Origin of the sequence: Virgibacillus ihumii, from assembly GCF_902726655.1 — a bacterium.
In the GTDB taxonomy this organism is placed as follows: Bacteria; Bacillota; Bacilli; order Bacillales; family Amphibacillaceae; genus Lentibacillus; species Lentibacillus ihumii.
In genome coordinates this window covers 2,109,762-2,136,303 of the sequence record NZ_CACVAN010000001.1, presented here as the reverse complement: position 1 = coordinate 2,136,303, position 26,542 = coordinate 2,109,762, and the positions used below count along the sequence as shown (strand labels likewise).

25 protein-coding genes are annotated in these 26,542 nt (G+C 38.1%); 20 read left to right on the top strand and 5 right to left on the bottom strand.

Annotation, left to right across the window (positions count from 1 at the left end; genetic code table 11):
• The first annotated feature begins 6 nt into the window (after nt 1–6).
• The 3 genes from HUX68_RS10350 (at nt 7) to HUX68_RS10340 (ending at nt 4,810) form a co-directional block, all read left to right on the top strand.
• Nucleotides 7–1,470, top strand: a complete 1,464-nt coding sequence (locus HUX68_RS10350) for a glycoside hydrolase family 32 protein (RefSeq protein ID WP_174614751.1) — start codon at nt 7–9, stop codon at nt 1,468–1,470.
• A gap of 13 nt (nt 1,471–1,483) precedes the next feature.
• Nucleotides 1,484–2,491: a carbohydrate kinase family protein gene (locus HUX68_RS10345; RefSeq protein ID WP_174616426.1), complete on the top strand. Its 1,008-nt coding sequence runs from the start codon at nt 1,484–1,486 to the stop codon at nt 2,489–2,491.
• A gap of 582 nt (nt 2,492–3,073) precedes the next feature.
• Entirely contained in the window at nt 3,074–4,810 is a 1,737-nt protein-coding gene (locus HUX68_RS10340) for a DUF6119 family protein (protein WP_174614750.1), read from the top strand.
• A 680-nt stretch (nt 4,811–5,490) separates the two neighbouring features.
• On the opposite strand, the gene HUX68_RS10335 is transcribed toward HUX68_RS10340, so the two are convergent.
• Entirely contained in the window at nt 5,491–5,964 is a 474-nt protein-coding gene (locus HUX68_RS10335) for a MurR/RpiR family transcriptional regulator (RefSeq protein WP_174614749.1), read from the bottom strand.
• A gap of 332 nt (nt 5,965–6,296) precedes the next feature.
• Nucleotides 6,297–6,566 carry a phosphoribosyltransferase-like protein gene (locus tag HUX68_RS19600; protein ID WP_425509515.1) on the bottom strand — a complete coding sequence of 90 codons (270 nt, stop codon included), beginning with the start codon at nt 6,564–6,566 and terminating at the stop codon, nt 6,297–6,299.
• Between the two features lie 553 nt (nt 6,567–7,119).
• On the opposite strand from HUX68_RS19600, the gene HUX68_RS19305 reads away from it, so the two are divergent.
• The 5 genes from HUX68_RS19305 (at nt 7,120) to HUX68_RS10310 (ending at nt 10,255) form a co-directional block, all read left to right on the top strand.
• Nucleotides 7,120–7,581, top strand: a complete 462-nt coding sequence (locus HUX68_RS19305) for a hypothetical protein (RefSeq protein WP_246206659.1) — start codon at nt 7,120–7,122, stop codon at nt 7,579–7,581.
• A gap of 663 nt (nt 7,582–8,244) precedes the next feature.
• Complete coding sequence (locus tag HUX68_RS10325; RefSeq protein ID WP_174614748.1) at nt 8,245–8,703, top strand: transposase; 459 nt, start codon at nt 8,245–8,247, stop codon at nt 8,701–8,703.
• Nucleotides 8,704–8,769: 66 nt separating this feature from the next.
• Nucleotides 8,770–9,063 carry a hypothetical protein gene (locus tag HUX68_RS10320; RefSeq protein WP_174614747.1) on the top strand — a complete coding sequence of 98 codons (294 nt, stop codon included), beginning with the start codon at nt 8,770–8,772 and terminating at the stop codon, nt 9,061–9,063.
• Nucleotides 9,064–9,118: 55 nt separating this feature from the next.
• On the top strand, nt 9,119–9,301 hold the full coding sequence (locus HUX68_RS10315) for a hypothetical protein (protein WP_174614746.1): 183 nt from the start codon (nt 9,119–9,121) through the stop codon (nt 9,299–9,301).
• Between the two features lie 456 nt (nt 9,302–9,757).
• Nucleotides 9,758–10,255 (top strand): hypothetical protein, encoded by a 498-nt coding sequence (locus HUX68_RS10310; protein WP_174614745.1) that lies wholly within the window; start codon nt 9,758–9,760, stop codon nt 10,253–10,255.
• Nucleotides 10,256–10,668: 413 nt separating this feature from the next.
• On the opposite strand, the gene HUX68_RS10305 is transcribed toward HUX68_RS10310, so the two are convergent.
• Nucleotides 10,669–11,949 carry a serine hydrolase gene (locus tag HUX68_RS10305; protein ID WP_217424800.1) on the bottom strand — a complete coding sequence of 427 codons (1,281 nt, stop codon included), beginning with the start codon at nt 11,947–11,949 and terminating at the stop codon, nt 10,669–10,671.
• Nucleotides 11,950–12,370: 421 nt separating this feature from the next.
• Between HUX68_RS10305 and yhfZ the strand changes: the two genes are divergently transcribed.
• Genes yhfZ through HUX68_RS10265 form a run of 8 tightly spaced genes read left to right on the top strand, consistent with a single transcriptional unit; the run spans nt 12,371 to nt 19,819 of the window.
• The gene (yhfZ, locus tag HUX68_RS10300) at nt 12,371–13,303 is read left to right on the top strand and encodes a GntR family transcriptional regulator YhfZ (RefSeq protein WP_174614744.1); all 933 of its coding nucleotides are present in this window, start codon (nt 12,371–12,373) and stop codon (nt 13,301–13,303) included.
• Between the two features lie 19 nt (nt 13,304–13,322).
• Nucleotides 13,323–13,763 (top strand): PRD domain-containing protein, encoded by a 441-nt coding sequence (locus tag HUX68_RS10295; RefSeq protein WP_174614743.1) that lies wholly within the window; start codon nt 13,323–13,325, stop codon nt 13,761–13,763.
• Nucleotides 13,699–14,061 carry a DUF2620 domain-containing protein gene (locus tag HUX68_RS10290; protein ID WP_174614742.1) on the top strand — a complete coding sequence of 121 codons (363 nt, stop codon included), beginning with the start codon at nt 13,699–13,701 and terminating at the stop codon, nt 14,059–14,061. Before HUX68_RS10295 ends, HUX68_RS10290 begins: the two co-directional genes overlap by 65 nt.
• A gap of 19 nt (nt 14,062–14,080) precedes the next feature.
• Nucleotides 14,081–15,373 carry a YhfT family protein gene (locus HUX68_RS10285; protein ID WP_174614741.1) on the top strand — a complete coding sequence of 431 codons (1,293 nt, stop codon included), beginning with the start codon at nt 14,081–14,083 and terminating at the stop codon, nt 15,371–15,373.
• Between the two features lie 15 nt (nt 15,374–15,388).
• A complete protein-coding gene (locus HUX68_RS10280) occupies nt 15,389–16,300 on the top strand; it encodes a phosphotriesterase family protein (RefSeq protein ID WP_174614740.1) in 912 nt (303 codons plus the stop codon).
• 5 nt (nt 16,301–16,305) lie between these two features.
• The gene (locus HUX68_RS10275; protein WP_174614739.1) at nt 16,306–17,436 is read left to right on the top strand and encodes an aminotransferase class V-fold PLP-dependent enzyme; all 1,131 of its coding nucleotides are present in this window, start codon (nt 16,306–16,308) and stop codon (nt 17,434–17,436) included.
• Nucleotides 17,437–17,463: 27 nt separating this feature from the next.
• Complete coding sequence (locus HUX68_RS10270) at nt 17,464–18,624, top strand: alanine racemase (protein WP_174614738.1); 1,161 nt, start codon at nt 17,464–17,466, stop codon at nt 18,622–18,624.
• Nucleotides 18,625–18,628: 4 nt separating this feature from the next.
• Nucleotides 18,629–19,819 (top strand): phosphopentomutase, encoded by a 1,191-nt coding sequence (locus HUX68_RS10265; protein ID WP_174614737.1) that lies wholly within the window; start codon nt 18,629–18,631, stop codon nt 19,817–19,819.
• A 212-nt stretch (nt 19,820–20,031) separates the two neighbouring features.
• On the opposite strand, the gene HUX68_RS10260 is transcribed toward HUX68_RS10265, so the two are convergent.
• Complete coding sequence (locus tag HUX68_RS10260) at nt 20,032–20,658, bottom strand: class D sortase (RefSeq protein ID WP_246206658.1); 627 nt, start codon at nt 20,656–20,658, stop codon at nt 20,032–20,034.
• 56 nt (nt 20,659–20,714) lie between these two features.
• A complete protein-coding gene (locus tag HUX68_RS10255) occupies nt 20,715–21,167 on the bottom strand; it encodes an excalibur calcium-binding domain-containing protein (protein WP_174614736.1) in 453 nt (150 codons plus the stop codon).
• A gap of 356 nt (nt 21,168–21,523) precedes the next feature.
• Between HUX68_RS10255 and HUX68_RS10250 the strand changes: the two genes are divergently transcribed.
• The 4 genes from HUX68_RS10250 to celB all read left to right on the top strand — a co-directional run bounded on the left by HUX68_RS10250 (nt 21,524) and on the right by celB (nt 26,534).
• Nucleotides 21,524–23,443 (top strand): BglG family transcription antiterminator, encoded by a 1,920-nt coding sequence (locus HUX68_RS10250; RefSeq protein WP_174614735.1) that lies wholly within the window; start codon nt 21,524–21,526, stop codon nt 23,441–23,443.
• A 143-nt stretch (nt 23,444–23,586) separates the two neighbouring features.
• Complete coding sequence (locus HUX68_RS10245) at nt 23,587–24,885, top strand: 6-phospho-beta-glucosidase (protein WP_217424799.1); 1,299 nt, start codon at nt 23,587–23,589, stop codon at nt 24,883–24,885.
• Between the two features lie 42 nt (nt 24,886–24,927).
• Nucleotides 24,928–25,230, top strand: coding sequence for a PTS sugar transporter subunit IIB (locus HUX68_RS10240; RefSeq protein ID WP_174614734.1), 303 nt, complete (start codon nt 24,928–24,930; stop codon nt 25,228–25,230).
• A gap of 26 nt (nt 25,231–25,256) precedes the next feature.
• Nucleotides 25,257–26,534 (top strand): PTS cellobiose transporter subunit IIC, encoded by a 1,278-nt coding sequence (celB, locus tag HUX68_RS10235; RefSeq protein WP_174614733.1) that lies wholly within the window; start codon nt 25,257–25,259, stop codon nt 26,532–26,534.
• Nucleotides 26,535–26,542 lie beyond the last annotated feature (8 nt).

Here is a 26,542-nt window from a genome sequence, read left to right as displayed (position 1 = left end):
TGCGAAATGACTGTTGAATCGATACAAAAATACAAACCAAAATTACACTTTGCTCCTCAGAAAAACTGGATGAATGATCCAAACGGTTTGGTATATTTCGAAGGGGAATATCATTTGTTTTTCCAGCATAATCCTTATGACAGTGTGTGGGGACCAATGCATTGGGGTCACGCAGTCAGTGAGAATTTGATTGAATGGAGGGAACTAGATATCGCTCTATATCCAGATGAGCATGGAACAATTTTTTCAGGGAGTGCCCTAGTGGATTGGCATAATACTACAGGATTTTTTCCTGAAAAACCAGGGTTGGTTGCAATTTTTACCCATCACTTGGAAGGCGGAAAAGGGAAGGTTCCAAAACAGTCACAAAGTCTTGCCTACAGTCATGATAACGGCAGGGCTTGGAAGAAGTTTAACGGAAACCCTGTTCTAGAACATGAAAGCAAGGGTGACTTTAGAGATCCTAAAGTATTCTGGTATGAAGAAACCAGAAGGTGGGTAATGATGTTGGCGACGGGACAGACGGTTTCTATTTATTCCTCTGTCAATTTAATAGATTGGCAGTCTGAAAGTGAATTTGGAGATAATCTTGGAGTGCATGAAGGTGTATGGGAATGCCCAGATCTATTTCCTTTAAAGGTTGAAGGCAGTGAGGAAATTAAATGGGTGATGTTTGTTAGCATTGGCGATAACCCTGAATATAATGCAGGTTCACGGACTCAATACTTTATTGGAGCATTTGATGGCTCCAAATTCACACCGGAGGATGATTCCGTCAACTGGCTAGACTTTGGAAAAGATAATTATGCAGGTGTAAGTTTTTCTGACATACCTAAAACAGATGGAAGACGGATTTACCTTGGCTGGATGAGTAACTGGCAATACGCGAATCAGACACCAACCGTGGGGTGGCGCAGTCAAATGACCTTGCCGCGGGAAATTTCACTTCAACGTAGTGGTGAAGGTTATAAGGTGATACAGAACCCTGTACATGAACTAGTTGCTCATTTTACCGAACAGGAAAAGATTGACCAAGTTTTAAACAGTACGGGAGAGGGAAGGACAATTTCTGTTCAGGAAGAATATATGAAATTAGAATTAAATATAAAAAAATTAAATGCTGACGGATTCAGGATTTCCCTTCATCATGGGGAAGAACAATTTACTGATATAGTGTTTGATTTTGTGAAAAACACATTGACAGTCGATCGTGCAAATTCAGGTGAAGTGGATTTTTCGGATCGTTTCTTGGATAAACAAGTTTTACCATTCAATAATGTAGAGAATCTACAATTGCAGATAATAGTGGATACTTCATCAGTAGAACTGTTTGTAAATGAAGGTGAGTGCGCATTGACCAGTTTGATTTATCCTGAAAAACCATGTGAAAAAGTTTCATTATTCGCTAGTGATGGAATAATTAACATTATGGATAGTTACATTTATGTTCCTAAAGGTAGACAGAAGTGATATAAGTAAGGGGATGGCTGTATGTTGTCATCTCCTCTTTCTTAAAGTAAAGGAGGAGAGAAGGTTGAAATCTAGTACATCTGTTGTTTGTATTGGTGAATTACTAATAGATTTCTTCTGCACAGATATAGGGGTCGATTTATTAGACGGAATAAATTTTGAAAAACAGGCAGGAGGTGCTCCCGCCAATGTATGTGCAACCGTTGTGAGGCTAGGTGGAGATGCCCTTTTTAGTGGCAAGGTTGGCAATGACCCGTTTGGATACTTTTTAAAAAACACTCTCGAGGAATGGAATATTGACACATCGATGTTGGTACTGGATGATCAGAATCCTACAACATTAGCATTTGTTTCGCTGAAAGAGAACGGGGAAAGGGATTTTGTGTTTAATCGGGGTGCAGATGCCTATTTGACGAAAGATGAAATAGATAAAGCCCAAATAGAACAAGCTGGGGTTCTGCATTTTGGATCTGCTACTGCATTATTGGACGGTCCGTTTCAATCTACATACTTAGAGTTAATGGAAACAGGCAGGGGGAAAAAGAAGTTTGTTTCTTTTGATCCCAATTACAGAAAAGACTTGTGGAAAGGGAACTTGGAAAAGTTTATAAAACTGACTCGTCTTGGGATTGCTAATGCTGATTTTGTTAAAGTAAGTAATGAAGAACTTCAAATTATTTCAGAAACGAACAATTTAGATAAAGGAGTGGATTTTTTCCATCAACTTGGATCACGTTTGGTAGCGGTTACGTTAGGTGAACAAGGCACATTCATTTCAAATGGGAAAGACCAAACAATAGTACCTAGTATTGAGGTGAAAGCAGTTGATTCAACAGGTGCCGGGGACGCATTTGTAGGTGCTATGCTGTTTCAATTGGCGGAAGAGCATAACCCTAAGGAACTGTTAGCAGATTTTGAACAGGTTAAACGAATAACAATCCTAAGTAACAAGGTGGGGGCTAAGGTTTGCACGAAAGTTGGCGCATTTTCAGCTATTCCGGAATATGGAGAGTTGTTTTAGGTGTTTAAGTCACTATCTGAAAATCTTACTCACACAGTTCTTTATTTGGTAGAATAGAAATATCAAATGGGATGAGTGATTTTTGGAGACGAAATTTTTTACCAAAGTATGGGAAAAGACACGTTCGTTAATAAGCTGAAATATAATCCTTAATACCTGTGCTTGAGTGAGTGCAGGTTTTATTCTTTGATCATATGTCTGAATATTCCATTAAGTATGTTGAACTTCAATTGAATATTAGGACTCGTATTGAAAATCATGAGATCTTCATTCATGTATACATGGACTCATTTGCATGAAATAATCAAAGTTGGATAGGAAAAGTAAATCACATTGGATTATCCTGTAAAAAAATCTATATATAGGCAGGAATTACTTTATTTATGTCGAAATAGTTCTAAAGACTTATTTTCTGAGATGGTTATGACTTCATAAAAGTATATCTGTTACAGAATAAGTATCAGATTTGAGCTACTATTAAAATTTGCAGGATTTTGAAATACTGTGTCGAAATTACCTATAGAAGAATTTTATTGGACATTTCTATTACACTTAGTTTTTTAGCATGAAAGGGGGCTAACTATGAGTGCCAGCCATTTTACCATATACAGGTTGCATACCAAAGGAGAATGGCAGCAAATAGTTGATGATTTTAACGAAAATAGAGAAGAAGATAAAAAACTCGTAAAGCATACTAACCGTAAATTCAAATTCACTAACATATCAAAATACAGCTTATATACAAGCGTAGTCAAAACGAATCCGAATTGGGGGAGGACTTTGACGGAGCTAGTTAGTGATCTTGACGAGATCCAAAACATAAGGCAATCGTTTGTCTTATTTTTAAAAGTTGGTGATGAAATCTTTGCTGTTACCGGTGGCAATGGCTATCAAGTGCTCGATGGAGTTAAGGACTATAATTTTGGTTTGGAGTTGTTATCCCGGTTAATCGACCGGAATGATGATGTAATTAAGAGGGTAAATGACAGGTACTTTACGGGGAATATTTTGGGTGGCAATTATCAATATAACCGAAGGGTTACAATAAATACAGAAGCGGATTTCAATAATTTTTTCAATGAGATTTATGTCGCATTACCCAGCAAAAGCATTACCAAAAAACTGGGGATCAAAATCAATACAAAGAAAAAGGATTATAGGCTTCTTGCCAAAGATTCAATAAAACTTGGGAAGGCAATTACACTAAGAGAGCTCGACATCATGCTAGGCTCCGTATTACAGTTATTACAAGAAACAGGCTATGACATCAATCCCTTTTATAGATTGAATGATAAAGATAGTGTGGCAAATGAATTGGATGAATATCTAATTCGAGAATTCACCCAATATCTGAACTCTACTGATTATAACGGGACTTTTAGTATTATTCCTTACTATGAAGTATACGATGCCCATTTTATAACAATAAACAATGATTCCGGGGTCAAAGAGAGCTATGAAACAGAAAGTGACATAGCATCATTGTTCAAGAAATACGTAGAATTAGATAAAAATCATGATGATCTAATGTCAATTATAACTCACACGTATTTAACTGGTGAAATTGAAAATAGTGAAGAAACTAGGCACAATTTGTATGAACATTTTGATGTGAAAGTTACGCTGAATAGTGAAACATATTGGCTTATGGGTGGGAATTGGCATAAAGTTAACAGGTCGTTCATGGAAGAATTAAACAAGCAATTTGTTAATAAAGTAGTAAACGGATTCGACCATGATTTTAGAATTAATAAAATGAATTTTTGGCCACATCAAGAGAGTGAAGGAGACTATAATTATTATCATAATGAAGTTCCATCTTTATATGTTTTAGATAAAATTCTGTACCGCAATATAGAAATATGTGACTTGCTATATGCGGAAAACGATACAATGTACTTTATACATGTTAAAGATGGTTTATCTGGTGACGTTAGAGTTTTAGTAGATCAAATTGAGCATGCCATGACAATCATACGTGATGGATTGTATTATGATAATGGAGAAAGGATTTTTGGAGAATTTTATAAGCGTATTATTGGGAAAATTAAAAAGGACGATGAAACTCAATCGCAGCAATCTGAAGCTGCTAAAAAATTCCGGAATGATTTTCCGGACGTGAAAAGTTTCATCCGTAGATTGCGAAGAACAAAGGATATAATTTTTGTGTTTGCTTATCGACCGCTTCAGAACCATGATCTAAACAGACCAGAAACTATCGAGTCCACTGCAGCAAAATTATCTATGGTTGGATTAACTGAGACGATAAAGGACTATGATTTTAAACTTAGATTTATGGAAATTGAACGGGATAGTTAAATAGAGTAGATGGGGGTAATGTTTAAATTCTGAGTACCTGTCACTCCCTGAATTTTGTCAAATTATATGGAAGAATATTTTAACATAAATATTCTTACTAGCTGTGCTTTTTTTTATCACATTTTGTGGAGGAATGTACCAGTGTTTGTAGAAGAGGTTACCAATGATGAAGAAAGACATAGGGTAGCTTCAGCATAATTTTTGGATACCCAGTCATTTCCCGATATACCCAATGATTGTATTGATTACATTTTTTTGTGGGCTGGGTTTGGAAACTGCGTCTTTAACTGAAGCGAGAGCCGCTTGGACAGTACTGGTGATAACACGCAAAATAAAAACATGTTCAAGTTGGTGGTTGTGACAAAACTCTAGATAAATTGTTTTGAGTGCCTAGTCACTCCCTGAAATTTGTCAGGTTATGTCGAATAAAATTATGTTTTAACTGTTTTTGGTTCTCTTCATTGAGGAAAGACATTTGTCAATAACATCCTTATCATGCATCCAATCAATACTTAGAAGTGCGCCCGACATGGGTTATTACTTAATAGTGAAAATCCAATTCATGATTGGCGGCAGGAGCTGTTAGCCAATGGAAAAGGTGCCCTCCGTGATCATTTTATGGGGATAATGAAGGACAGAATTCTTGTACTCAGCCGTACCACTAAAGGGTGGTACGGCTTTCATAATGTCGTTATATCATTCTCTTGATGCATTTCATTTAATTTCGATATTTTACTCACAGAATGAGGGGATTTTTTTCCGATGTCTATGATTATTGATTCCATTAAAGTGATAGCAGGAATAATACTGTATCTGTTTTTGCTTTGACCTGATATCAGGTGGGCGTCACTATCCTGTATGATTGGACATGTGTGCAAGTCAGTAATCACAACAATATTTATATCAAAATGTTTCCTGCAGTATTTTACGAAATTTATGGCATGTTTTGCATAAGGGGATAAGGCAATAACCACCAAAACATCGCCTTTTTTAAATTTCAGCGCTTCATCGTAAAGAAAATCGGAATTTAAGCTTAACTGATTTAAATTATCCAGTATGTTTCCCAGCATCATTTCAAAGTAGAGAGCCAATGATTTAGAAGTTCTCATCCCAAGAAAATGTACTTTATCCCCATAGTTCTGGGCGCCTGTCACGGAATTTGTCGAATTTTATCGATTTAAATTATATATAAGCTTCAAATGATAACTTGAAGTTTGACTGAGCAGTGTAGCAAGGGAGGGAGTGACTTTATTTTAAGATTTGGGTGAAATCGATGGTTGACAGCATTGACTATCAATCCTAAGTGTCTGCCAAGTGGATCGAATATGCGTATTGAAGAGCAAGAAAGGGTTATAAGTCGTATTATTTCTTTACTAAATAGGTTGAAAACTGCTTAAACAGATTAAGCAATTTTTGGAGGAAGTAGTATACATGGTTACACGCCAATAGTTCGGGGTGCCTGTCACTCCCCGAATAATCTTTATATTCAAGTTATGTTTTTTCCGAAATCGCTGATACGATTCTCAGCCTGTTCTGTACACTCTATTAGCATAATATATATTTTTTTATGCTTTGTAATAAAAGGATATCGATTATGCAAGGAATCTATATATTTGGTAATTGTTTTTCCTGTACCGCTTAAGTCATCCATAATTACAATATTATCAATTAGATTAAAATCCACGCTATTCCTAGCACGACTAAAATTAAAATGAAGATTGATACAATATACTGCGTGCTGGTTTGTGAGGGGCATTTTAAAAATTCTCATAGGATAACCAAATAGGTCTATACATTGGAGATACAGGTGTGTTTTTCAAAAACCTTATTTATAAAAACATCATGATATAAAGAATCGTAAAAGGGTGATAAAATATGAAAAAAGAGGTGAAATAATGAAGTCCTAGACCCTGAATGGATAGAAATCACCCCAGATAGCAATAAAAATCTACGGAAACTAGTTCCTAGATTGTATGGTCCATTCATTGGAGTCATTTTAATAACCATATACTACAGAATTAATTTAGGTCATCGTGAAGTTCTAAAGATATTCTGTGATGTATTATTGAAACAGCAGATGCTACATAGAGGTACAGATTCACTTTTTAATAACGTCATAATAATCAATGCAAAATAGGTTCTTTCTAAGACAATTCTTGTATTTTCAATTATTGTACTTTTGAGAGAAGCTCCATTATAATAATAGAATATAAGTTCTTTTTTATTCTTAATATTGTTTAAAAAATTTGCATATACAATTGGGGAGAACCGAATGCAATATATTATTTACTGCGATGAGTCAGTTAAACGTGGCGATTATTTCAGCAACTTTTATGGTGGAGCTTTGGTTAGGTCAAATGATTTCCATTAAGGTCAAAGATACTTTAGAACTGCAAAAAGAAGCTCTTCATTTGTTTAGTGAAGTTAAATGGCAAAAGGTTACAAAAATTTATTTAGAAAAATATATGATTTTGATGGACGAGTTTTTCAGGTTTATAAAACAGGATAAGGTTAAAGTAAGGATAATGTTTACACATAATCGATACGAACCGACAAACCTTACATTAACTCAACGCAAAAATGAGTATTTCTTGCTCTATTTTCAATTTTTCAAGCATGCATTCGGATTGAATTTTTCGAATCCTTTAAAGGGAAATGTATCTTTATACCCTTTTTTTGATCAGTTACCAGATACAAAAGAAAAAAACGAGGCGTTCATTGATTTCATCTATAGGCTGCAATTTGAGCAAGACTTCTTAAATTCACAGTAAAGACGATATAGCAGAGGCGAGGTCTCATGATCACGTAATCTTACAATGCCTTGATGTGGTATTGGGTGCCATGGAGTTCAGGTTGAACAATAAACATTTAAGCAAACCTGAAGGTTCTAGGATAAGAGGTAGCAGAACAATTGCTAAAGAAAAGTTATATAAACACATAAATCAACATATTGGTGCGATATACCCGAATTTTAATATTGGTGAATCGACCGGCCTTAACGGAGATAAAGCAAACAGATGGAAACATCCGTACAGACATTGGAAGTTTATTCCGAATGATTTTAAGTATAACGATTTCTATAGGCCAAAAAATAAATGAGCCCCTTTTTCTCTACTAAGTAACTCACGTGGCACGTAAGCCTTCGAGAAAAACAAGCTCATCTCTTATTATGTTCATTATAATTATATTTAATTAAAAAGTCAACAATTTTTTTTAGTTAAGTTTACTAATTTTCAACTTGAGTTTGACTTTTGGGTGTGCCTGTCATTCCCGAATGTTATCAACGAAGCACAGGGACGGTTCTTATGCTTCCCTCCATGCTTTCATCATTTTGAATGTTTTTAAGAAGATGATGGATAGCCACTGGGTGGGGAATCCGTAACAATGCGGCGGTCCCAAGGAGACAAAATAAGAAAAGGGATGGTACAGTAACCATGGGTCGTAAAAAGCGGGTTTGGGTACCAAATTCATTCTATCACGTTGTCTGCCGCGGCAATCGTCGGGATGCACTTTTCAAAGACGAAGGTGATTTTAAGACCTTTCTTCATATCCTGCAACAAGTCCATAAGAAAATCCCCTTTGAACTCGCTTCCTATTGTTTGATGACCAACCATTTTCACCTGCAAATACGCTCCAAAGAACAGCCTATTTCCAAGGTTATGTCACTGATAAACAAGCGCTACGCCGATTATTATAACACGAAGAACAGAATCACCGGTCATGTGTTTGAAAAACGGTATTATGATAAACTTATTGGAACAAAACAGGGAATGCTGGAAGTAAGCCGGTATATCCATTTGAATCCGGTCGATGCCGACATGGTGAACCATGCACAAAACTACAATGGAGCAGTTTCCGGTATTATATCCATATTTCCCGCCATCCTCTTGTGAACATGGATATTATTTTGGATTATTTTTCCGGGGATGCGTGGGAGAAGCGCAGGAAGTATCGGGAGTTTGTTCAGAATAAATGATGGTGAGGAATTTGATAATAGACAATTGAATCGGTTTAAAAAAACGTTGAGTAAATCAGAGGATGACAATGACAATTTCTTAATCCGGAACCGAACGATAATGGGCGAAAACGTATTAATGTTGCAGCAAGAGGAGCAGGACGAGGAATTGTTTGTTCTTTTTGGCAGTTCTGAATATGAATTTACGGATTATGATATAAAAATCATACAATCTTTGCTTGAAACAGCGCGAATTATATGTGACAGCATATCAATAATATCGGATGATCAAACGTAGAATTTTACAAACATATGCATATGCAGTAAAATTAAATTAAAGGAAGGTGAATTTTATGGCACAAGATCAAGCTGTAAAAGAACGCCGTGGACATCCAGAGAATAAAAATCCTAGAATGACACGTAAAGCAAGGTTAAAGCAATCTTACCTGGAGGCCTCTAAAAGGAATTTTGATGTAAAAAAAGAGGACTTTGATAATGATTTAATTTTATCGAAACTGAAAAAATATATGCGATAAATCCCTGCATCAGCGGGGTTTTTTTAGTATCCTCAGAATTTCAGGAGATATTTGCTGCAGCGTGTCAATTGGTCCATTAAACTGTACTTTCTTAACCGAAAAAGTCTTTTCACTCCAATTCGTTTTTTTTTATTTTATCGATAAATGATTTGCGCCATTCTTCTTTATTCATTGATGTAACCTCCGACATTTCATAAACAATATATTCTGGTTAGTTTATATTATGATAATTCCTTTATCTGTATACATAATTGTGCGGTGGTTGTGGGGATGCAAGAATTCTTGGTTTCGGTCATTCTCGGAATTAGCACCGTTCTATACTTCTCAAAAATATGGTGCTAGAATAATAGTCAATGGATTTTGTTTTTTATTATTTACTGGGCTATCTTTTTCTCTTTCCAATTTTTAAGGCACACCTCGGTTATTACAAAAACCAATAGTTAGGAGTAGTTATTTATGAGCGATTATTCATCACCAGTGGTACATTCGGTAGCAAAAATTCTTGAGTTAAGTAAAGATATTGAAGATAAACTTCAAGGATATTTAGTAGAAAAACATGAGCGACCCGATATATCCTATGAATTATTACAAGTATTTATAATAGCTGATGACTTAACTCAACTTGCAAATCCGGAAAAAACATCCGGGGAGTTTTTCGGTCTTCCTAAAGATGTTGTTGGAGGGTCTAAGCATCCTGTTTCATTTTCGAACAATCTTGGATGGGATTTTGGCCCTTGGTTCGGTGAGAAAAGCGCCAGTTTAAAAGAGGGTGCTAGAAAGGTGATCATGAATTGGGAACTTGATCCTGATACAGTCAATTTGGTAGAAAATGCTCCAATGTCAAATAACGAATACGTAAGGTATGGGATAGATAGTGGGCTTCATGAGGTTAAGACATATGCTAAAGTTATATTTGATCAGTTGTTTTCTGACCGGGTAAAGGTAGATAAATAAGGTAATCCGTGCAAAGTGAATTTAGATAATGCCTTTAAACGTCCAACTGCTAAAGCAGGTGGATTTGGAAGTAAACGTCGGCCCTTCCATGCTGTAGCCTTCCTTAAATTAAAGAAGGGAACAAAGTTTATCACTTCGCTTAACCTAAGAACTTGAAAATATGGATTAGACATAGGATACGATATATGGTTTACCGAATCAAAAGAACACCCTCATCAATTGTTGTCATATTAGTGTCAGCCAGAGAGACAGGCACTTATTCCACTTCAGCTAAGGACAGAGTATATTACACTCTGTCCTCAGCTATTGTATTGAAACGCACTTAATGCTCTAAATTATCATCACTCTTTTCGCTTATTTTTGGGTAATAAGTAAATATAAAATTTTAGCCATTGTGGATTGGCTTTATGTTTTTATTTGCTTATTGATTCATAAACGGTGTTAACAATTTCTTGTGACAGAGGTCCTGTGCTTGGCAAGTATCCGCTTTCAAGTGGACCATTGTTTTGTTTGTTAGTAAGGACAATGATTTGAAGATTATATTTAGGATCAATGATTATTTGTGTTCCAGTAAATCCTGTATGACCATATGCCTGCTCTGAATGTCTATTGCCCATATACCACTCTTTATTCTTTTCCCAACCGTAACCTTGGCCGAATCGTTGTTCCGAAGTGAATTTCTCAATTACTTCTTTATCATATAAATCTACTTTCCCATAGTTGCCATTATTCAGCATGGTTTGTGCTAGAACTGCCAGGTCACGAGCTGTTGAGAAAAGGCCGGCGTGCCCTGCAACACCATTGTTCGCATAATAACTGTTCCCATCGTTCACCTCTCCCTGAAGCGTATAGTTTCTCCATCCGTTAAACATATCTGGGTCCTCTTCCACATAATAGCCAAAGTTGGGATCATCTATCATTTTGTATTCATAGGCGTTTCCAAAAGAAGTTGCTGCAATTCGCTTATTTGTATTTTCCGCTGCATTGAACATGGTATCTTTCATTTTCAGGGGTTCATAGACATTCATCTGTAAATACTCATCTAGTTTTTTGCCGCTGATTTTTTCAATGACAAAGCCCAAAGTCATGAAACTAAAATCACTGTAGCGTCTATCGGTTCCAGTTTCATATTCAAGGGACAGATTGTTAATATAATCAAGCACTTCTTCGGGGTTATCAGCGTATAAATAAGTTGGTTCCCATGGAGTCAGACCTGATGTATGTGTTAATAAGTCTTCGATTGTTATATGTCCTTTACCGTTTTTAGCAAATTCAAGGATGTATTCGGAAACTTTATCTTCAACAGATAATTTCCCCTCTGAAACAAGTTTCATAATCCCCTGTGTAGTACCCATTACTTTTGTGATTGAAGCCAAATCAAAAATTGTTTTTTTCGTCATCTTTACTGGGTTTTTAAAAAGTGTGCCCATGTCATATTTTTTGGCAAACCCGTAGGCACTCTCTTTTACAATTTTATTTTCCTTGGCAATCAGCACTACTGCTCCTGGAGTTATTTGGTTGGATATTGCTTCCTCTACTATGTCATCGATCTCTTGTAATGTTTTTTTATCCATGTTTACACTTTGCGGCGACCCGTGACTTAGCTTGCTTTGCCCGTTATTAGCGTATGCCGGTGATGTTAGCATAAAAAATACAAGCACTAATATAATCGTACTGAAGCAAAACTTTTTCATTCATAAACCTCCATTCGTTTTTACGGTTGTTTCTCATTCGACTGTATTATCTCAATTATAAGAAATCAGCCTTTGTGGAAATATACTGATAATTTATAAAATATCGTAACACGAGATGAATGTGGTTACAAGTTCTCCATGCGCCTGACGAAGGGGATTGACCATTAAATGGAAGAGAGGATAAACATTTCCCTAAATCGAAGGGAGGTTTTAAGGAATATAGAGACTGCTAGGTTGATGGAGCTTAGTCATATTTTTTCTGGCAGCAGTATTGTTATCAGGATTTTTTAATTTGAGCGCATAAACAATTCAACTAACTCATACAATGTTATTGTTATTTTACAAATTTTCTATTGAATCCTAATAATAAAAGCGTTACACTTTTAATATACAATATCTAGTATACTGGCTGGTGAATACAGTGAATAGAATTTGGGAGAGTTTATATTCAAAAAATGGTTTTGCAGCAAAAGAAATTGCTAAGATGTTAATTTATGTTGATCAAGGAAATCGGATTCCCAGGGTTGATGATTTTGCGGAAAAACTATCTTTAGGTCGCGGAACAGTACAGGGTGGATTAAAAGTTTTGGAAAATCTTCAGGCTGTTGAACTTGAATCCAGGGGACATCAGGGAACTTATCTGATAACCAAAGATGAATTTTTATTAAAAGAAATTGCGGGTGTTGGTTCCTATTTGGGCGCAATGCCGTTACCTTATTCAAAAATGTATGAGGGTTTGGCTACCGGTTTGATTGAAGTATCGGAAATGAAGCTTAATCGCATCAATTTGGCTTACATCCGTGGGGCCAAGAAGCGGGTTGAAGCATTAAAGGCCCGCAGATGTGATTTTGTCATTATGTCACAACTGGCGGCTGAAGAGGCAGTAAAGGATAATGATAACTTACAAATCGTCGCAAATTTTGGTCCACAAACCTACGTCAGTTCGCACCAGGTTTTTTTGGCAAACCCTGATAATGAACACATTAGGGATGGGATGCGCGTTGGTATTGATTATACTTCTATAGACCAGTCGAAAATAACGCTTCTGGAATGTGAAGGTAAAGATGTAGAGCTCGTATCCATAAACTATATGCAGTTATTCGAGCAATTACAGCAAGGTGGTATCGATGCAGCTGTCTGGAACTCAGATGAAGACAGGGCATCAGATACACTAAAGAGGGTCAGTTTCCACTCCGCACAGGCTAATCTGTTGGCTGAAAAGGCTTCAACATCTGTCGTTTTAATCGAAAAGAATCAGGAAGAAATAGCTGAATACTTAACTGAACTGGATAGTCAGGAAATCGTGAGAATTCAAAGAAAAGTAATTGATCGCAAAAAGTTACCGCATTACTAGAATCAAGGGGGGGAAGCTTGTGAATCTACAGGAACTTGAAGGCAGACTTGATATATTACTAGAGCAAGGTGTGATAAGTGAGCGCGCATATTCTGTAACCGTCGAATCGTTTCATGCAACGGTGAGACGGTTGGATAAAAAGAGTTTGGATAATGGTGAAATGCTGTTCACCCATTTGCCTATGGCCCTAACGAGAATAGAAAGGAGTGAAGCGGTGGATAGTCCTGCATCTGTGATGATGGAGGAAGTGGAAGGCTCAGCTAATTATCCGAAAGCGAGGGGGCTTGTGGAGTTTGTTGAAAATAGTTGGGGGAAGTTGTTACCTGAGGAAGAGGTAAATTTTTTGAAATTGCATTTTACAAATATATTCAATACGAATGAAGGGGACGGGTTAAATGAAAATGGTAATCGGCGGACAAGTGGAAAAAAAGGAGATGCAAGCATTAATAGAAACGATTGATCCATCAATTGAAACCGTTATCAAAGCAGATGTGGACGCAGCAATGGCTATTAAAACGGGACAGGCTGATTATTATCTCGGTGCTTGTCATACAGGTGGCGGTGGCGCACTTGCAATGGCAATTGCACTAATCGGAAAGGATCAGTGTGAAACGGTATCAATGCCGGGCAGGAAACCGAATGAAGAGAAAGTGATTCAAGCAGTGGAAGACGGTAAAAAGGCTTTCGGATTTACCGGGGATCATATGGAAAAGGCGGTACCAATGATTATTAATGCTATTAAGAATCATCAGCATTAAAAGCTGAGGGGGATTTATGATGGAGGCAGTATTTGTCATTTTAATTGGTGCAATCGCAGCTGTGTTAGCGAATCATAACATCGCTGTATTTAACGATGGCTTGCGTCCAATTGTTGGGGAACATATTGAAGGAAGGTTAAAACGTAGAGAACTAGGTTTAACAGCATTTGCCATGAGTTTTGGACTTGTAATTGGATTTGGTATTCCCTTTACAATCACAGCCAGTATTATTTTGGTGCATAGTATTTTATTAGGTACGGATATCATCGGCTTGATTGTCCCAAAGAATAAATGGGGTTCGCTGGTCGCGGCTGTTGTAGGGGGATTATACGGCTGGGGATTACTGGCCGGTTTAGATGGATTCGTAAAATTATTTGAATATTTACCGGTAAACTTCCTGGAACCAATGGGCCAAGTTGGAACACCAGTAGTTGTCATGTTCATGGCCTTCCCAGCATTGGCAGTTGCAATGCAGTTCAGCATTAAAAAAGGTGTATTAACCTTTATTGTTGCGGCCATCGTAAGGCAGTTGGCTGTATTTGTAAATGAAAATGAATTTATCAGTATCGGCGGTAATGTTGTTAACTTAAATCAGGAAGGTATGGCGCTAATTGCAGGAATGATTTTTCTTTTTGTCTATGCGATGCGTGAAAAACAGAATGAAGAAGAATCGGTTGATTTGGCATCCATTTTTAGTGAAAAGGTAAGCGCTATCAAACAGAATGTGGCATATTTTATGGTAATTGGTGCCTTAATTGCTGGTGCAACCAATCTATTATTAATGGCTGGTGATCCAATTTCACTTAGCTTATTGGCAGAAGGAAAACAAACGGATTCGGGGATTGCGGCAGCCGCACGTGCTTTCGGCTTTATTCCTCTGGTAGCAAGTACTGCCATTGCAACTGGTGTCTACAGTCCAGTGGGATTCACGTTAATATTCGTTGTCGGGCTATTCTCCCCAAATGTTTGGGTAGCGGTCATTATTGGTGCCATTGTTATCTTCCTGGAGGTCATGCTGTTAGGATCCATTGCTAAATTCCTGGACAATTATCCTGGAGTTCGAAATTCAGGCGAAAACATTCGGAATGCGATGACCAGATTAATAGAAGTGGCATTGTTAATTGGTGGTGCAAATGCAGCCAACGCCATTGCGCCCGGTTTCGGTTTCTTCTTCATAGCAGGCTTTTATTTATTGAATGAAGTGGCCGGTCGTCCAATTGTACGTATGGCAGTTGGTCCTGTCGGTGCAATCGCAGTAGGTATTATCGCAAACATTTTGGTAGCCATGGGAATTATGACAATACCACAATAGCAGGAGTGAATAAGCGTGATACAAACCGTTATAGGTAGGGTAGAGAAAGATAAGTTTGGGGTATGTGCAGCCCACGAGCATTTATCAATCGACCTATCCAGGATTAAAAATGACCGGGATACGATATTGGATGACGTACCGGGAATGGAGGAAGAACTGCATCATTTTTATGAAGCAAGTGGCAGGTCACTGATTGAACTTACGAATGATGGAATGGGAAGAAATGTAAAAAGGTTGAAGCACTTGAGTGAGGTATCGGGTGTTCATATTGTTACATGTACCGGATTTTATAAAGATCCCTTTATTCCTAAGTTTGCGCGAGGGTGGAGTCAGGATCAATTTGCAGCTCATTTTATAAATGAAATTAATGAAGGCATTGATGAAACTGATATTTATCCAGGGGTTATTGGCGAAGTTGGAACAAGTAAAAATGAAATAAAGCCGATTGAACGAGAACTTATTTTGGGCGCTGGCAAGGCAGGTGTGGAAACTGGCTTGACCGTCTCTACACATACAACACTAGGAACATTGGGAAGAGAGCAGGTAGACATGCTTTTCGGTCTTGGTCTATCGGCTGATCAAATTGTAATCGGACACCAGGATCTAAACCCAAATAAGGAAGAAGTGCTTGATGTCCTTCATTCTGGTGTATATATAGGCTTTGACACGATTGGAAAAATTAACTACCGTCCGGATGAAGAGCGAATGGCATTTTTGCTTGATTTTATTGAGAAGGGTTTTCACAAACAAATATTACTTTCGGCAGATTTAACAAGAAAATCCCACTGGAAAAAACATGGTGGACCCGGCTATGATCTTGTATTGAGAGACTTCATTCCCAAATTGCAGGAAGCCGGAGTCTCAAATCAGGTTATAACAGATTTACTGGTAAACAATCCTGCAAATGCATATTCGATAAAGGAGTAATCATAATGGCTTATGATCCATCACAGTTAAAATACGCGGATTCAGTACTTCCCTCCATGTCAGTTCAGGAAGCACAGCAATTACAATTTAAATTAGTTAAAAATATGAGTTGGCAGTTTTCGGGTGAGGAATTTTTGTCGATGGGAGATCTTGGTGTAGCCCAAAGATATAAACAACCTGAACAAACGAAGAAGGTGGAGCAGACGTTAGCTGGCTTTTTTGAAACGGAATCGGCAGCTCTTGTACGTGGTGCCGGGACAGGCGCTATTCGTACCATCTTGAGCACATTGATGGCAGCTGGTGATTCAATGTTTATTCATACTGCACCAGTCTACACTACCACAAAAGATACAATCCGATTGCTGGGTTTGGAATATAAGTCCATTAATTATAATGATCTCGCTGAAGTTGAAAGAACTGTTTTTCAAGATCGAACGTGTAAGGTATTTTATGTTCAGCATGCACGACAACAACCAACCGATACCTACGATTTAAAAAAGGTGATAGAGACGGTGAAAAGTGTACGCCCGGATTTACCGGTAATCGTTGACGATAATTATTGTGCACTGAAGACACCAGGAATTGGCGTTGAATATGGTGCGGATTATTCTACTTTTTCCGGGTTTAAGGTACTAGGTCCGGAAGGCATTGGGGTTATTGCAGGAAAAGAAGACGGGATAAAATCATTACAAAGTAGAAATTACTCTGGTGGGGGCCAGGTGCAGGGGTACGAAGCAATGGAGTTATTACGCATGATGACGTTTGCCCCTGTTTCACTGGCTATTCAAAATGAACAGGTTGAGGAAGTATGCAGACATTTGAATGAGGGCGAAATAAAGGGAATTACAGCTGCTTATATGACTAACTCGCAATCAAAAAACGTTATCGTGGAATTACAGGAGGCAATTGCTCCAGAAGTCATTAAATTGAGTAATAAATATGGGGCGGCAACACATCCTGTAGGAGCAGAATCAAAATATGAAATGATTCCTATGATTTATCGAGTCTCAGGTAGTTTTATAGAAGCACAGCCCAGTTTAAAACAATATGGGCTTCGTATTAATCCGATGAAATCAGGGGCTTCCACTGTACTGAATATACTGGAAAAAGCTATTAACAATGCAGCTAAACAATAAAACAATTCAAACAGGAGGAGGACCGCTATGTTTTTGGATGTAACAAAACGGAGGAATCCACAGCTCATACAAGAAGGGGTTTCTCTTCATCAGGCAGGTGACATTCCCCCTAATACGTATGTTATTGATGTAGATACTTTGAAGGAAAATACCAGTAAACTTGCAACTGCAGCTGCGGAAAACGGTATGGATTTATACTTCATGAGTAAGCAATTAAGACGGATTCCAAAACTTGCTGATATTATTGTCGAAAGTGGGATAAAGAAGGCAGTTGCTGTTGATTTTGACGAAGGAAAGGTGCTGGCTGATCACGGCATTGCAATTGGCAATATTGGGCATTTGGTCCAACCGGGAAAACATCAATGGAAAGAAGTGCTAGGCTGGAATCCAGAAGTCGTTACAGTGTTTTCTTTTGAAAGGGCAAGACAGGTGTCTGAAACTGCTGAGAGCCTAGGGAAATGTCAGGATATTTTGTTAAAGGTTACAAGTTACGAAGATAAATGTTATGAAGGCCAAGAAGGCGGAATCTTGCTAAAGGATTTGCCTGAAACAGTTGATAAAATCAAAAGCTTAACAGGGGTTACCATTGTTGGAGTTACGACGTTTCCTAATTTGGAACTGAATGAACAAAAAACAACTATGATTCCGACAAACAATTTTCATACGTTATTACAAGCAAAAAAAGTGCTAACTGATAAGGGAATTTACATTAAACAGGTAAACGGACCTAGTGGAACAAGCTGTGAGACAATACCATATCTTGCTAAAAACGGCATTACACATAGTGAGCCTGGTCATGGGTTAACCGGAACAACACCATTACATGCATATGCTGATTTGCCTGAAAAACCGGCGACTGTTTACGTAACAGAAGTCTCCCATGAATATAACGGCAACTGTCAAGTAATTGCCGGCGGATATTATGGTCGTTCAAGAATGAAAGGATGTCTGGTAGGCAGTGATAAAGAATCAATCTTAAAACAATTCACTAAAGCCTATCAAAACAATCCGGAAACGATCGATTACTATGGAACAATTGAAAACACAAACAATTTCACGATAAAAACTGGAGATACAGCGGTATTTGCATTCCGTTCACAAATTTTTGTAACACGGGCACATGTTGCACTTGTTGAAGGTGTCCAAACAGGAAACCCTAAGGTTATTCATTTTGAAAGGAATTGGTGATAATATGTCAAAAATGACCCTTCTTGTTATCGACAGTTTCGGTATTGGCGCGATGGATGATTGCAGGGAATTTGCCCCCTCAGATTGTGATGCAAACACATATCGACATATCGAGGAAGAGAAAAAGGATTCTTTGCAAATTCCTTTCATGTATCATTCAGGGTTAGGTTCATTAGTGGACGGTATTCCCGCTCCGAAAAATGCGTATGGATATTCAAAACTTGCCCATCATGGTGCGGATACCTATTTGGGTCATCAGGAAATTGCGGGGAGTTGCCCGGAAAAGTCGACTAAAAGGTTTATGATTGATATTCACCTTGAAATGAAGCAAAACCTCGAAAAAGCGGGATATAATGTGTCTTATCCCTTTGATAAACAACCTGTTTTGTTAGTTAACGGTGCTGCGATAGTGGCCGACAATTTAGAATCAACTGCAGGAAACATTATAAATGTAACTGCAGATTTAAAAAAAATGCCCTTTGACGACGTGAAGAAACTTGGAAGAGTTGTCCGGGATCATGTAGACACAAGCCGAGTTATTGCTTTTGGAGGTCCGTATACATCAATTGAATATATTCTATCGTGTGTTAAAAAAAAGAATGAACAATATGGTGTCGATACACCGCAAGCGGGCGTTTACGGGAAAGGCTATGAAGTCTTCCATATGGGTTACGGAGTTGAAATCGATAGACAGTTTCCGATGATTGCAGCAGAACATGGATTAAAGGTTCACCGGTTCGGTAAGACTGCGGATGTTCTTCATGGAAAAGGACCGTCCAATCCAATTGTGAACACAACCGATTTATTGGAAGAAGTGACCCAAGCTTACCATGAGGAAAATGATGATGCGGCTTTTTTAATAAACATTCAGGAAACAGATCTTGCAGGTCATGCTGAAGATGTTGACTGGTATTGTAATCTATTGAATGAGACCGATAAATGGTTACAGGAATTCATTTCACAAATGGACAAGGAAGACATATTAGTAGTTATGGCCGACCATGGAAATGATCCGACAATTGGCCATTCTAATCATACGAGAGAATACGTGCCCATCATGATTTTTGGAGATCGAGTAAAAAAGGCTAACATTGGGTTGAGGGATACCATGGCAGATGTGGGCGCTACGTTTTGTGATTTCTTTAAACTGCCTAAGACTGCTGAGGGGAGGAGTTTTTTGGGGGAGGTGGTTTAAGGGGAGCTTTCAGTGCCTATCACTCCCTGAAATTTGTCGAATGTTACAGTCACCAAATTGACCCAGTGATGTCATGTTTTAATCCATCTGCGACATGAATTGGACTTGATCAAGACATGATTGCCCCAACCCTGAGCACATAGATGCAAATTTATTTTATAGAGGGTTTTTGTACAATTGATATTCAATTGGAATGGTTTATTTGATGCCTTTCATTCCACCAAAATAGCCTGCACAATATAACGCTTAGGCGCAAAACCAATATAATCAAATGGATAACATGTTGTAAGCGTCAAAGTAGGGTCATCTTTTTTAACAATTACTGTCCGGTCATCCTCATCAGTAATCCATGTAGCCGTGATTTCATATTCGTAGGTTTCACCGTTGTAGTGAACTTTAAGTATATCACCCTGTTCAAGCTTGTCCAGCCCAATGAAGACGGTATCGCGATGACCAGAAAGTACTGTATGACCTGTTTCGTGGTTGGGAACTGTTGTCCACTTACTTACATACATACCAACGCCTTTATTAAGCGTATCTTCACCTGTTCCCCAATAAGTTGTAAAACGTTTGTCAATCTTCGGGATATCCAGTATAGCTATCTTCTTGCCTTTTTTATAATCAAAATTGAGAGTGAGTGGGTTAAAGTCTTTATGACTTGAATCGCTAACATTCTCTTTTTTTGATCTCTTATCTTTTTTATCCATATTAACAACTGCTGCTTCTGTCTCTTCTGGTATTTTTTCGACAGACTGTGTTGCCTGAAAATAATTCCAGCCATTATAGACAAAAACAACGAAACCAATCGCAAACAAAAGTATCGATAATTTACGAATCATATTGGTTTCTCCTCCTACCTATAAAGGCAGACGATTAGATCGCCTGCCCTCAAAGATTACTGCTGTTTACGCATACCCTTACGCATACCCAGGGCACCAAGAACCATTGCAACTAAGCCACCCAGGATACCAAGTGGTAATGTTGATGCGGTATCAGGTAACTCGCCACCTTGTTCCTCAGATGATGTAGTTTCTTCAGATGTAGTAGACTCGTCAGATGAAGTAGATTCTTCTGATGAAGTGTTATCAGAATCATTATCAGTGGATGTATTATCATTGCTGGATGCATCAGAATCACCTGATGGAAGACCCTCGCAAGGAACCCCATCTCCTTCTCCATCTAATCCATCCGGGTCATTTGGATGTGCTTCAAGATGTGCTTGTGCTTCAGCTTGTGTGTCAAAATCATCGCAATTCAGATTGCCTGAGTGATTAGCAAAGACCGACGGGACTGTCGCAAACATGATTAGAACTGAAAACAATACAGCCAAAGTTAGTTTGCCTTTCATTTGTTCACCCCTCCTTTGTTAACTATTCTAGCAATTACGATATAGTGCATATTTCCAAAAATTGACTATATATGTAACTACTAAATTTACTGTAACATATTGGAATTTATGTTACAAATTAATTACAACATATTACAACAATATTTTTGGGAGATAGACAGGACTAAAATCAAGTAATGTGTTCTTTAAATTGAAGTACCGGTTGTTTATGTCTCAACTGCTACAAACAATGCGTTAAATGGTAAAAATTCCACCCACTAATTTGGGTAGGATTATTTAGTCTACTTCTCCTATCTATAAATTCATGCTAATATTTAAAGTAATATAAATCGTTTTCAAAAGAAGGGGTTTCTCAAATGAATTCCCGATGGAAAGAAATACTACAAATACTAAAGACGGCTAAAGAGCCTATTACAAGTTCACAGTTATCAACTGATTTGCAAGTGAGTTCAAAAACGGTACGGAATGATATTCAAGAGTTATATTCATTGTTACGAAATCATAACATGAAAATTAATTCCTATCGGGGTAAAGGATATACGCTTGAGATGGAGGAGGAAGGCTTACTTCAAAATTTTTTACAGGACATAGAAGAAACAAAAGAAATAATACCGGATGAACCTGGTGATCGTGTTACTTTTTTAATCGAGCGGGTATTATTGGATTCAGGTTATGTAAAGATGGAAGAATTGGCAGATGAATTGTACATCAGCCGATCTACATTGCAAAGTGATTTAAAAAAGGTCCGGGGAATTCTTAAGAAATTTGATTTGACCCTTGATCAGAAGCCAAACTATGGAATTAAAGTTAATGGCAGTGAATCGAAAATTAGGTATTGTATTTCGGAGTACATCTTTAACCTGAAACCTGCCGTGCTGGAAGAACATCATGATTGGCTGGCTGCTTTGCCTGAAAATGATTTGCGGATAATACGAAACAGTATCTTATCCCAACTGAGAAAGCACAACATTATTATTTCTGATGTTAGTTTGCAAAATTTAATTACACATTTGGCTATTGCCTGTAAGCGGATTAGGGAAAATAACCAAGTTGAGATTATCCATGAAGAGTTATACGAGATGAAGGATACGAAAGAATTTGCAGTAGCTGAGGAAATCTTGCAGGATATTGAAGCAGCACTCGAGGTAAATTTTCCGGAAAATGAAATGGCATACCTCGCTATTCATTTGCAGGGGACAAAGCTGGTGGGTCCAAATCATGACAAGAAACAGATGAATTCAGTAATTGACGGGGAAACACGTATGCTTGTAAAAGAAATGATAAACAGAATAGATGAGAAATATCAATTCCAGCTCTCGAATGATGAGGAATTGCTGTGGAATTTGTCATTACATTTAAAGCCGGCAATAAACCGGTACAAATTTCAAATGAATATAAGGAACCCAATGCTGGAAGAGATTAAAACGAAATACCCAACTTCTTTTGAGGCAGCGTTAATTGGTTCTGAAGTGTTATATGAAAAACTTGGAATTAATGTTGACGAGCATGAAATCGGGTATTTAGCGCTACATATTGAAGCTGCTCAGGAACGAATGAAAAGAACATCTTCCAATAGAAGAAACTGTCTGATTGTATGTGCATCAGGATTAGGCAGTGCACAGTTATTATTATATAAATTGAAAGACAGATTTGGCGATACGTTAAATATTAAAGGTACGACGGAATTATATAATTTACGTTATCAGTCGTTAGGTGATATTGATTTCATTGTCAGTACAGTTCCGATTGAAGAAGATCTGAGAATACCTGTCGTCCAAGTAAGTACAATACTCGGCGACAGTGATGTGGATCAAATTGAAAAAATTGTGACGAAAGGAACTTCTGTCATTGAACGATATATGCATGAACGTTACACCTTCTTAAATCGAGAATTTGAGTTACCTGAAGAGGTAATTCGCTTTTTGGGAAACAAGCTGATGAAGGACGGAATAGTTGAAGGTGATTATATTGATTCTGTTTTGGAACGGGAAAGGTACTCTCCGACGAGCTTTGGAAACCTTGTTGCCATCCCGCATCCCCTCGAACCAAAAACAGATTCTACATTTTGGTCAATCGTCACATTAAAAAGACCAATAAAATGGGAAGACAAATTGGTACAAATCGTGTTTTTGCTTAATGTTAACAGGAACAAGAAGGATGATTTAAAACCAATGTTTAGTTCGTTGGTTCAACTTGTGGACAACAGAAAGCTTGTACAACAGCTACTCCAGTGCCGGTCGTATAAGCAATTTAAAAATAAAATTATGAACACCTAAAGTACAATATTTATTTATTGTGCTTTTTATATGCACTTAAGTTTTTCCACAGTCAACGGAAAAAGACTGGCTTCATAGGAATGCGCTTTCATATTACAATGAAACCAATTCAAATAAATTCATGTAATGAAGGGGGTGCAACAATGATGAAACCAGTTAAACTGGCTGTGATTGGGGGTGGATCTTCATATACACCGGAACTGTTAGAGGGAATTATTCATAACCAGGATGTCCTGAATGTTTCTGAGGTATGGCTGGTAGATACTGCTGAAGGAAAGGAAAAGCTCTCCATCATTGAAGATCTGGCAAGGCGGATGGTTCAAAAAGCAAACTGCCGGATAAAGATTGTGGCTACACTTGACCGACGAGAAGCTATTAAGGAAGCTGCCTATGTTATCACGCAAATCAGGGTGGGCCAATTGATCATGCGAAGAAACGATGAGTACATCTCAATCAAACATGGTGTGATCGGTCAGGAAACTACCGGTGCGGGAGGGTTTATGAAAGCACTAAGGACCATTCCGGTAATGCTCGATATTTGCAGGGACATTGAAGAGCTTGCACCGGATGCATGGCTATTAAATTTTACTAATCCGGCCGGTGTAATCACGGAGGCTATTTTAAAACACAGCAATGTAAAAGTGGTTGGCTTATGCAACAATCCAATTAATTTCTATAAGAAATTTGCAACAGCATACAACGTTGATATGGAAGATGTAAGTATTAATTTCACAGGAATTAATCATCTTATTTGGATAACTGATTTGTATATTAAAGGTCAGTCAAAGTTAGAGGATGTTTTAACCGGAAAATCCGAAACGTATGAAGCGAAAAACATTCCATCATTTGGATGGGATGCAGCGTTTCTTCAGTCGCTTGGAGCCATACCATGCGGGTATCACAAGTATTATTATCAAACAGATCAAATCCTTGAAAAACAACTGGATCAATTCAAGAACAATGAAACACGGGCGGATCAGGTACAAAAAGTGGAAAAAGAACTGTTTGAAATCTATAAAGATCCCAACGTCCAAGAAAAGCCAGATGCTTTGGAACAGCGTGGGGGAGCTTATTATTCAGAGGCAGCAATCAATTTAATTAAGTCAATTCATTTGAATGCAAAAAATATCCATACGTTAAACGTCCGGAACAATGGAACCATTTCCTGTTTGCCGGATGATGTCAGCATCGAAGTGAATTGTGTTGTTGAAAGTCATCAAATCACACCGCTCCAGGTTGGCAATGTTCCACCTCAAATCCGAGGACTGCTGCAAAATGTTAAGGCATATGAAGAATTAACAGTTGAAGCTGCTGTGAGTGGAGACAGAGGGGTGGCCCTTCAGGCTTTGACGTTACATCCATTGATACCGTCATCCGGGAGGGCGGATCGTATTCTGGACGAAATGCTCGAAGTGAATAGGCAGTACTTGCCTCGGTTCTGACACACAATTCGAAACATGATAATTAAAGGGGGAGGTCATCTAATGAAGGTCACATTATTATGTGCTTTAGGAATGAGCACGAGTTTATTAGTTGAGAAAATGAAAAAGGCAGCAGGCGACAGATCCATTGAAGTGGAAATCGAAGCTCACTCGGTTGATGATATCGAGGAGCAGCTTAAAAATTCAGATGTGATTCTGCTTGGACCGCAAATTCGCTACAAGAAGAATGAATTGTATAAGAAAGCTGAAGCGGCAAAGGTTCCGATCGATATTGTCGATATGAAAGCTTATGGAATGACGAATGGGGAGAAAGTGCTGGATCAAGCACTTAAATTATGTAAATAAATTTTTAAAAAGGGGGAGGAAGATTCATGCATCGTTTTAACGCTTTTATGGAGCGTTATTTCATGCCAGTTGCCGGAAAAATGGCCGAACAGCGTCATTTAAAGGCAATCAGGGATGGGATAATTGCAACCATGCCATTATTGATTATTGGTAGTATTTTTTTAATCATTTCTTCACCACCGGTACCATCATGGTCAGACTTCATGGCACCGTATGCCGAGGCTCTAAGTATTCCGGTAAACGCCACATTTGGGCTTATTGGTCTTGTGGCAGCATTCTCAATTGCATACAGTCTGGCCAGGAATTATGAAATGGATGGACTGTCTGCTGGTGTACTCAGTATAGCTGCATTTTTTGTAGCGACACCACTTACAGAGGAAGGTAATATTCCGCTCAATTTAATGGGTAGTGAAGGGTTATTTATTGCAATTGTCTTGGCGATATTCACTGTTGAAGTTTATCATTTCTTTGAAAAAAGAAATATTGTTATTCGAATGCCCGAGAGTGTTCCACCATCAGTTTGGCGTGCCTTTACCGCCCTCATTCCCGGGGCTGTAATTATTGCAGTCGTTTGGGGCGCGGATCTTATTTTGAAATTCTCATTCGATTTATCCTTGCATGGTGTGGTAAGTGCTGTTCTTCGTGAACCTTTACAAATGTTTGGCAGTAGTTTATGGGGTGCTCTATTAGCCATTTTTCTTATTCACTTGTTGTGGTCATTTGGTATCCATGGGATTTCAGTTGTTGCCAGTGTTATGGCCCCGATTTGGTATAGTTTAACTGAACAAAACGTAGCAGCTCAGCAAGCCGGAGAAGAGTTGCCTTACATTATAGGTCAACCGTTTATGGCAATTTGGTTTGCCGTTGGTGGATCAGGTATGGCACTTGCTCTGACAATATTATTTGTCTGGCGGGCGCGCTCGAAACATCTTAAAAATCTTGGAAGGGGTTCCATTTGGTCAAGTGTATTTAACATCAGTGAACCAGTAATATTTGGAGCTCCTGTTGTATTGAACCCACTTTTGGTGGTTCCATTTATACTTGTTCCGTTAGTTATAGGGGTAATAACGTATTTTTCAATGTCAATAGGGCTGGTTGGTAAGCCATATATTATCGTTCCTTGGACGACGCCCCCGCCATTTTCAGGAGTTTTAACAACAGGTGATTGGCGTGGTGGCGTATTAATGACATTCAACTTAATCGTTGCAATGGCTATATATTATCCATTCTTCCGATTATATGATAAACAGCTTCTTCAAGAAGAGAAATCAGATGAGGAAGTTGCTGCAATGAAGGAAGATTGAGGGGTCTT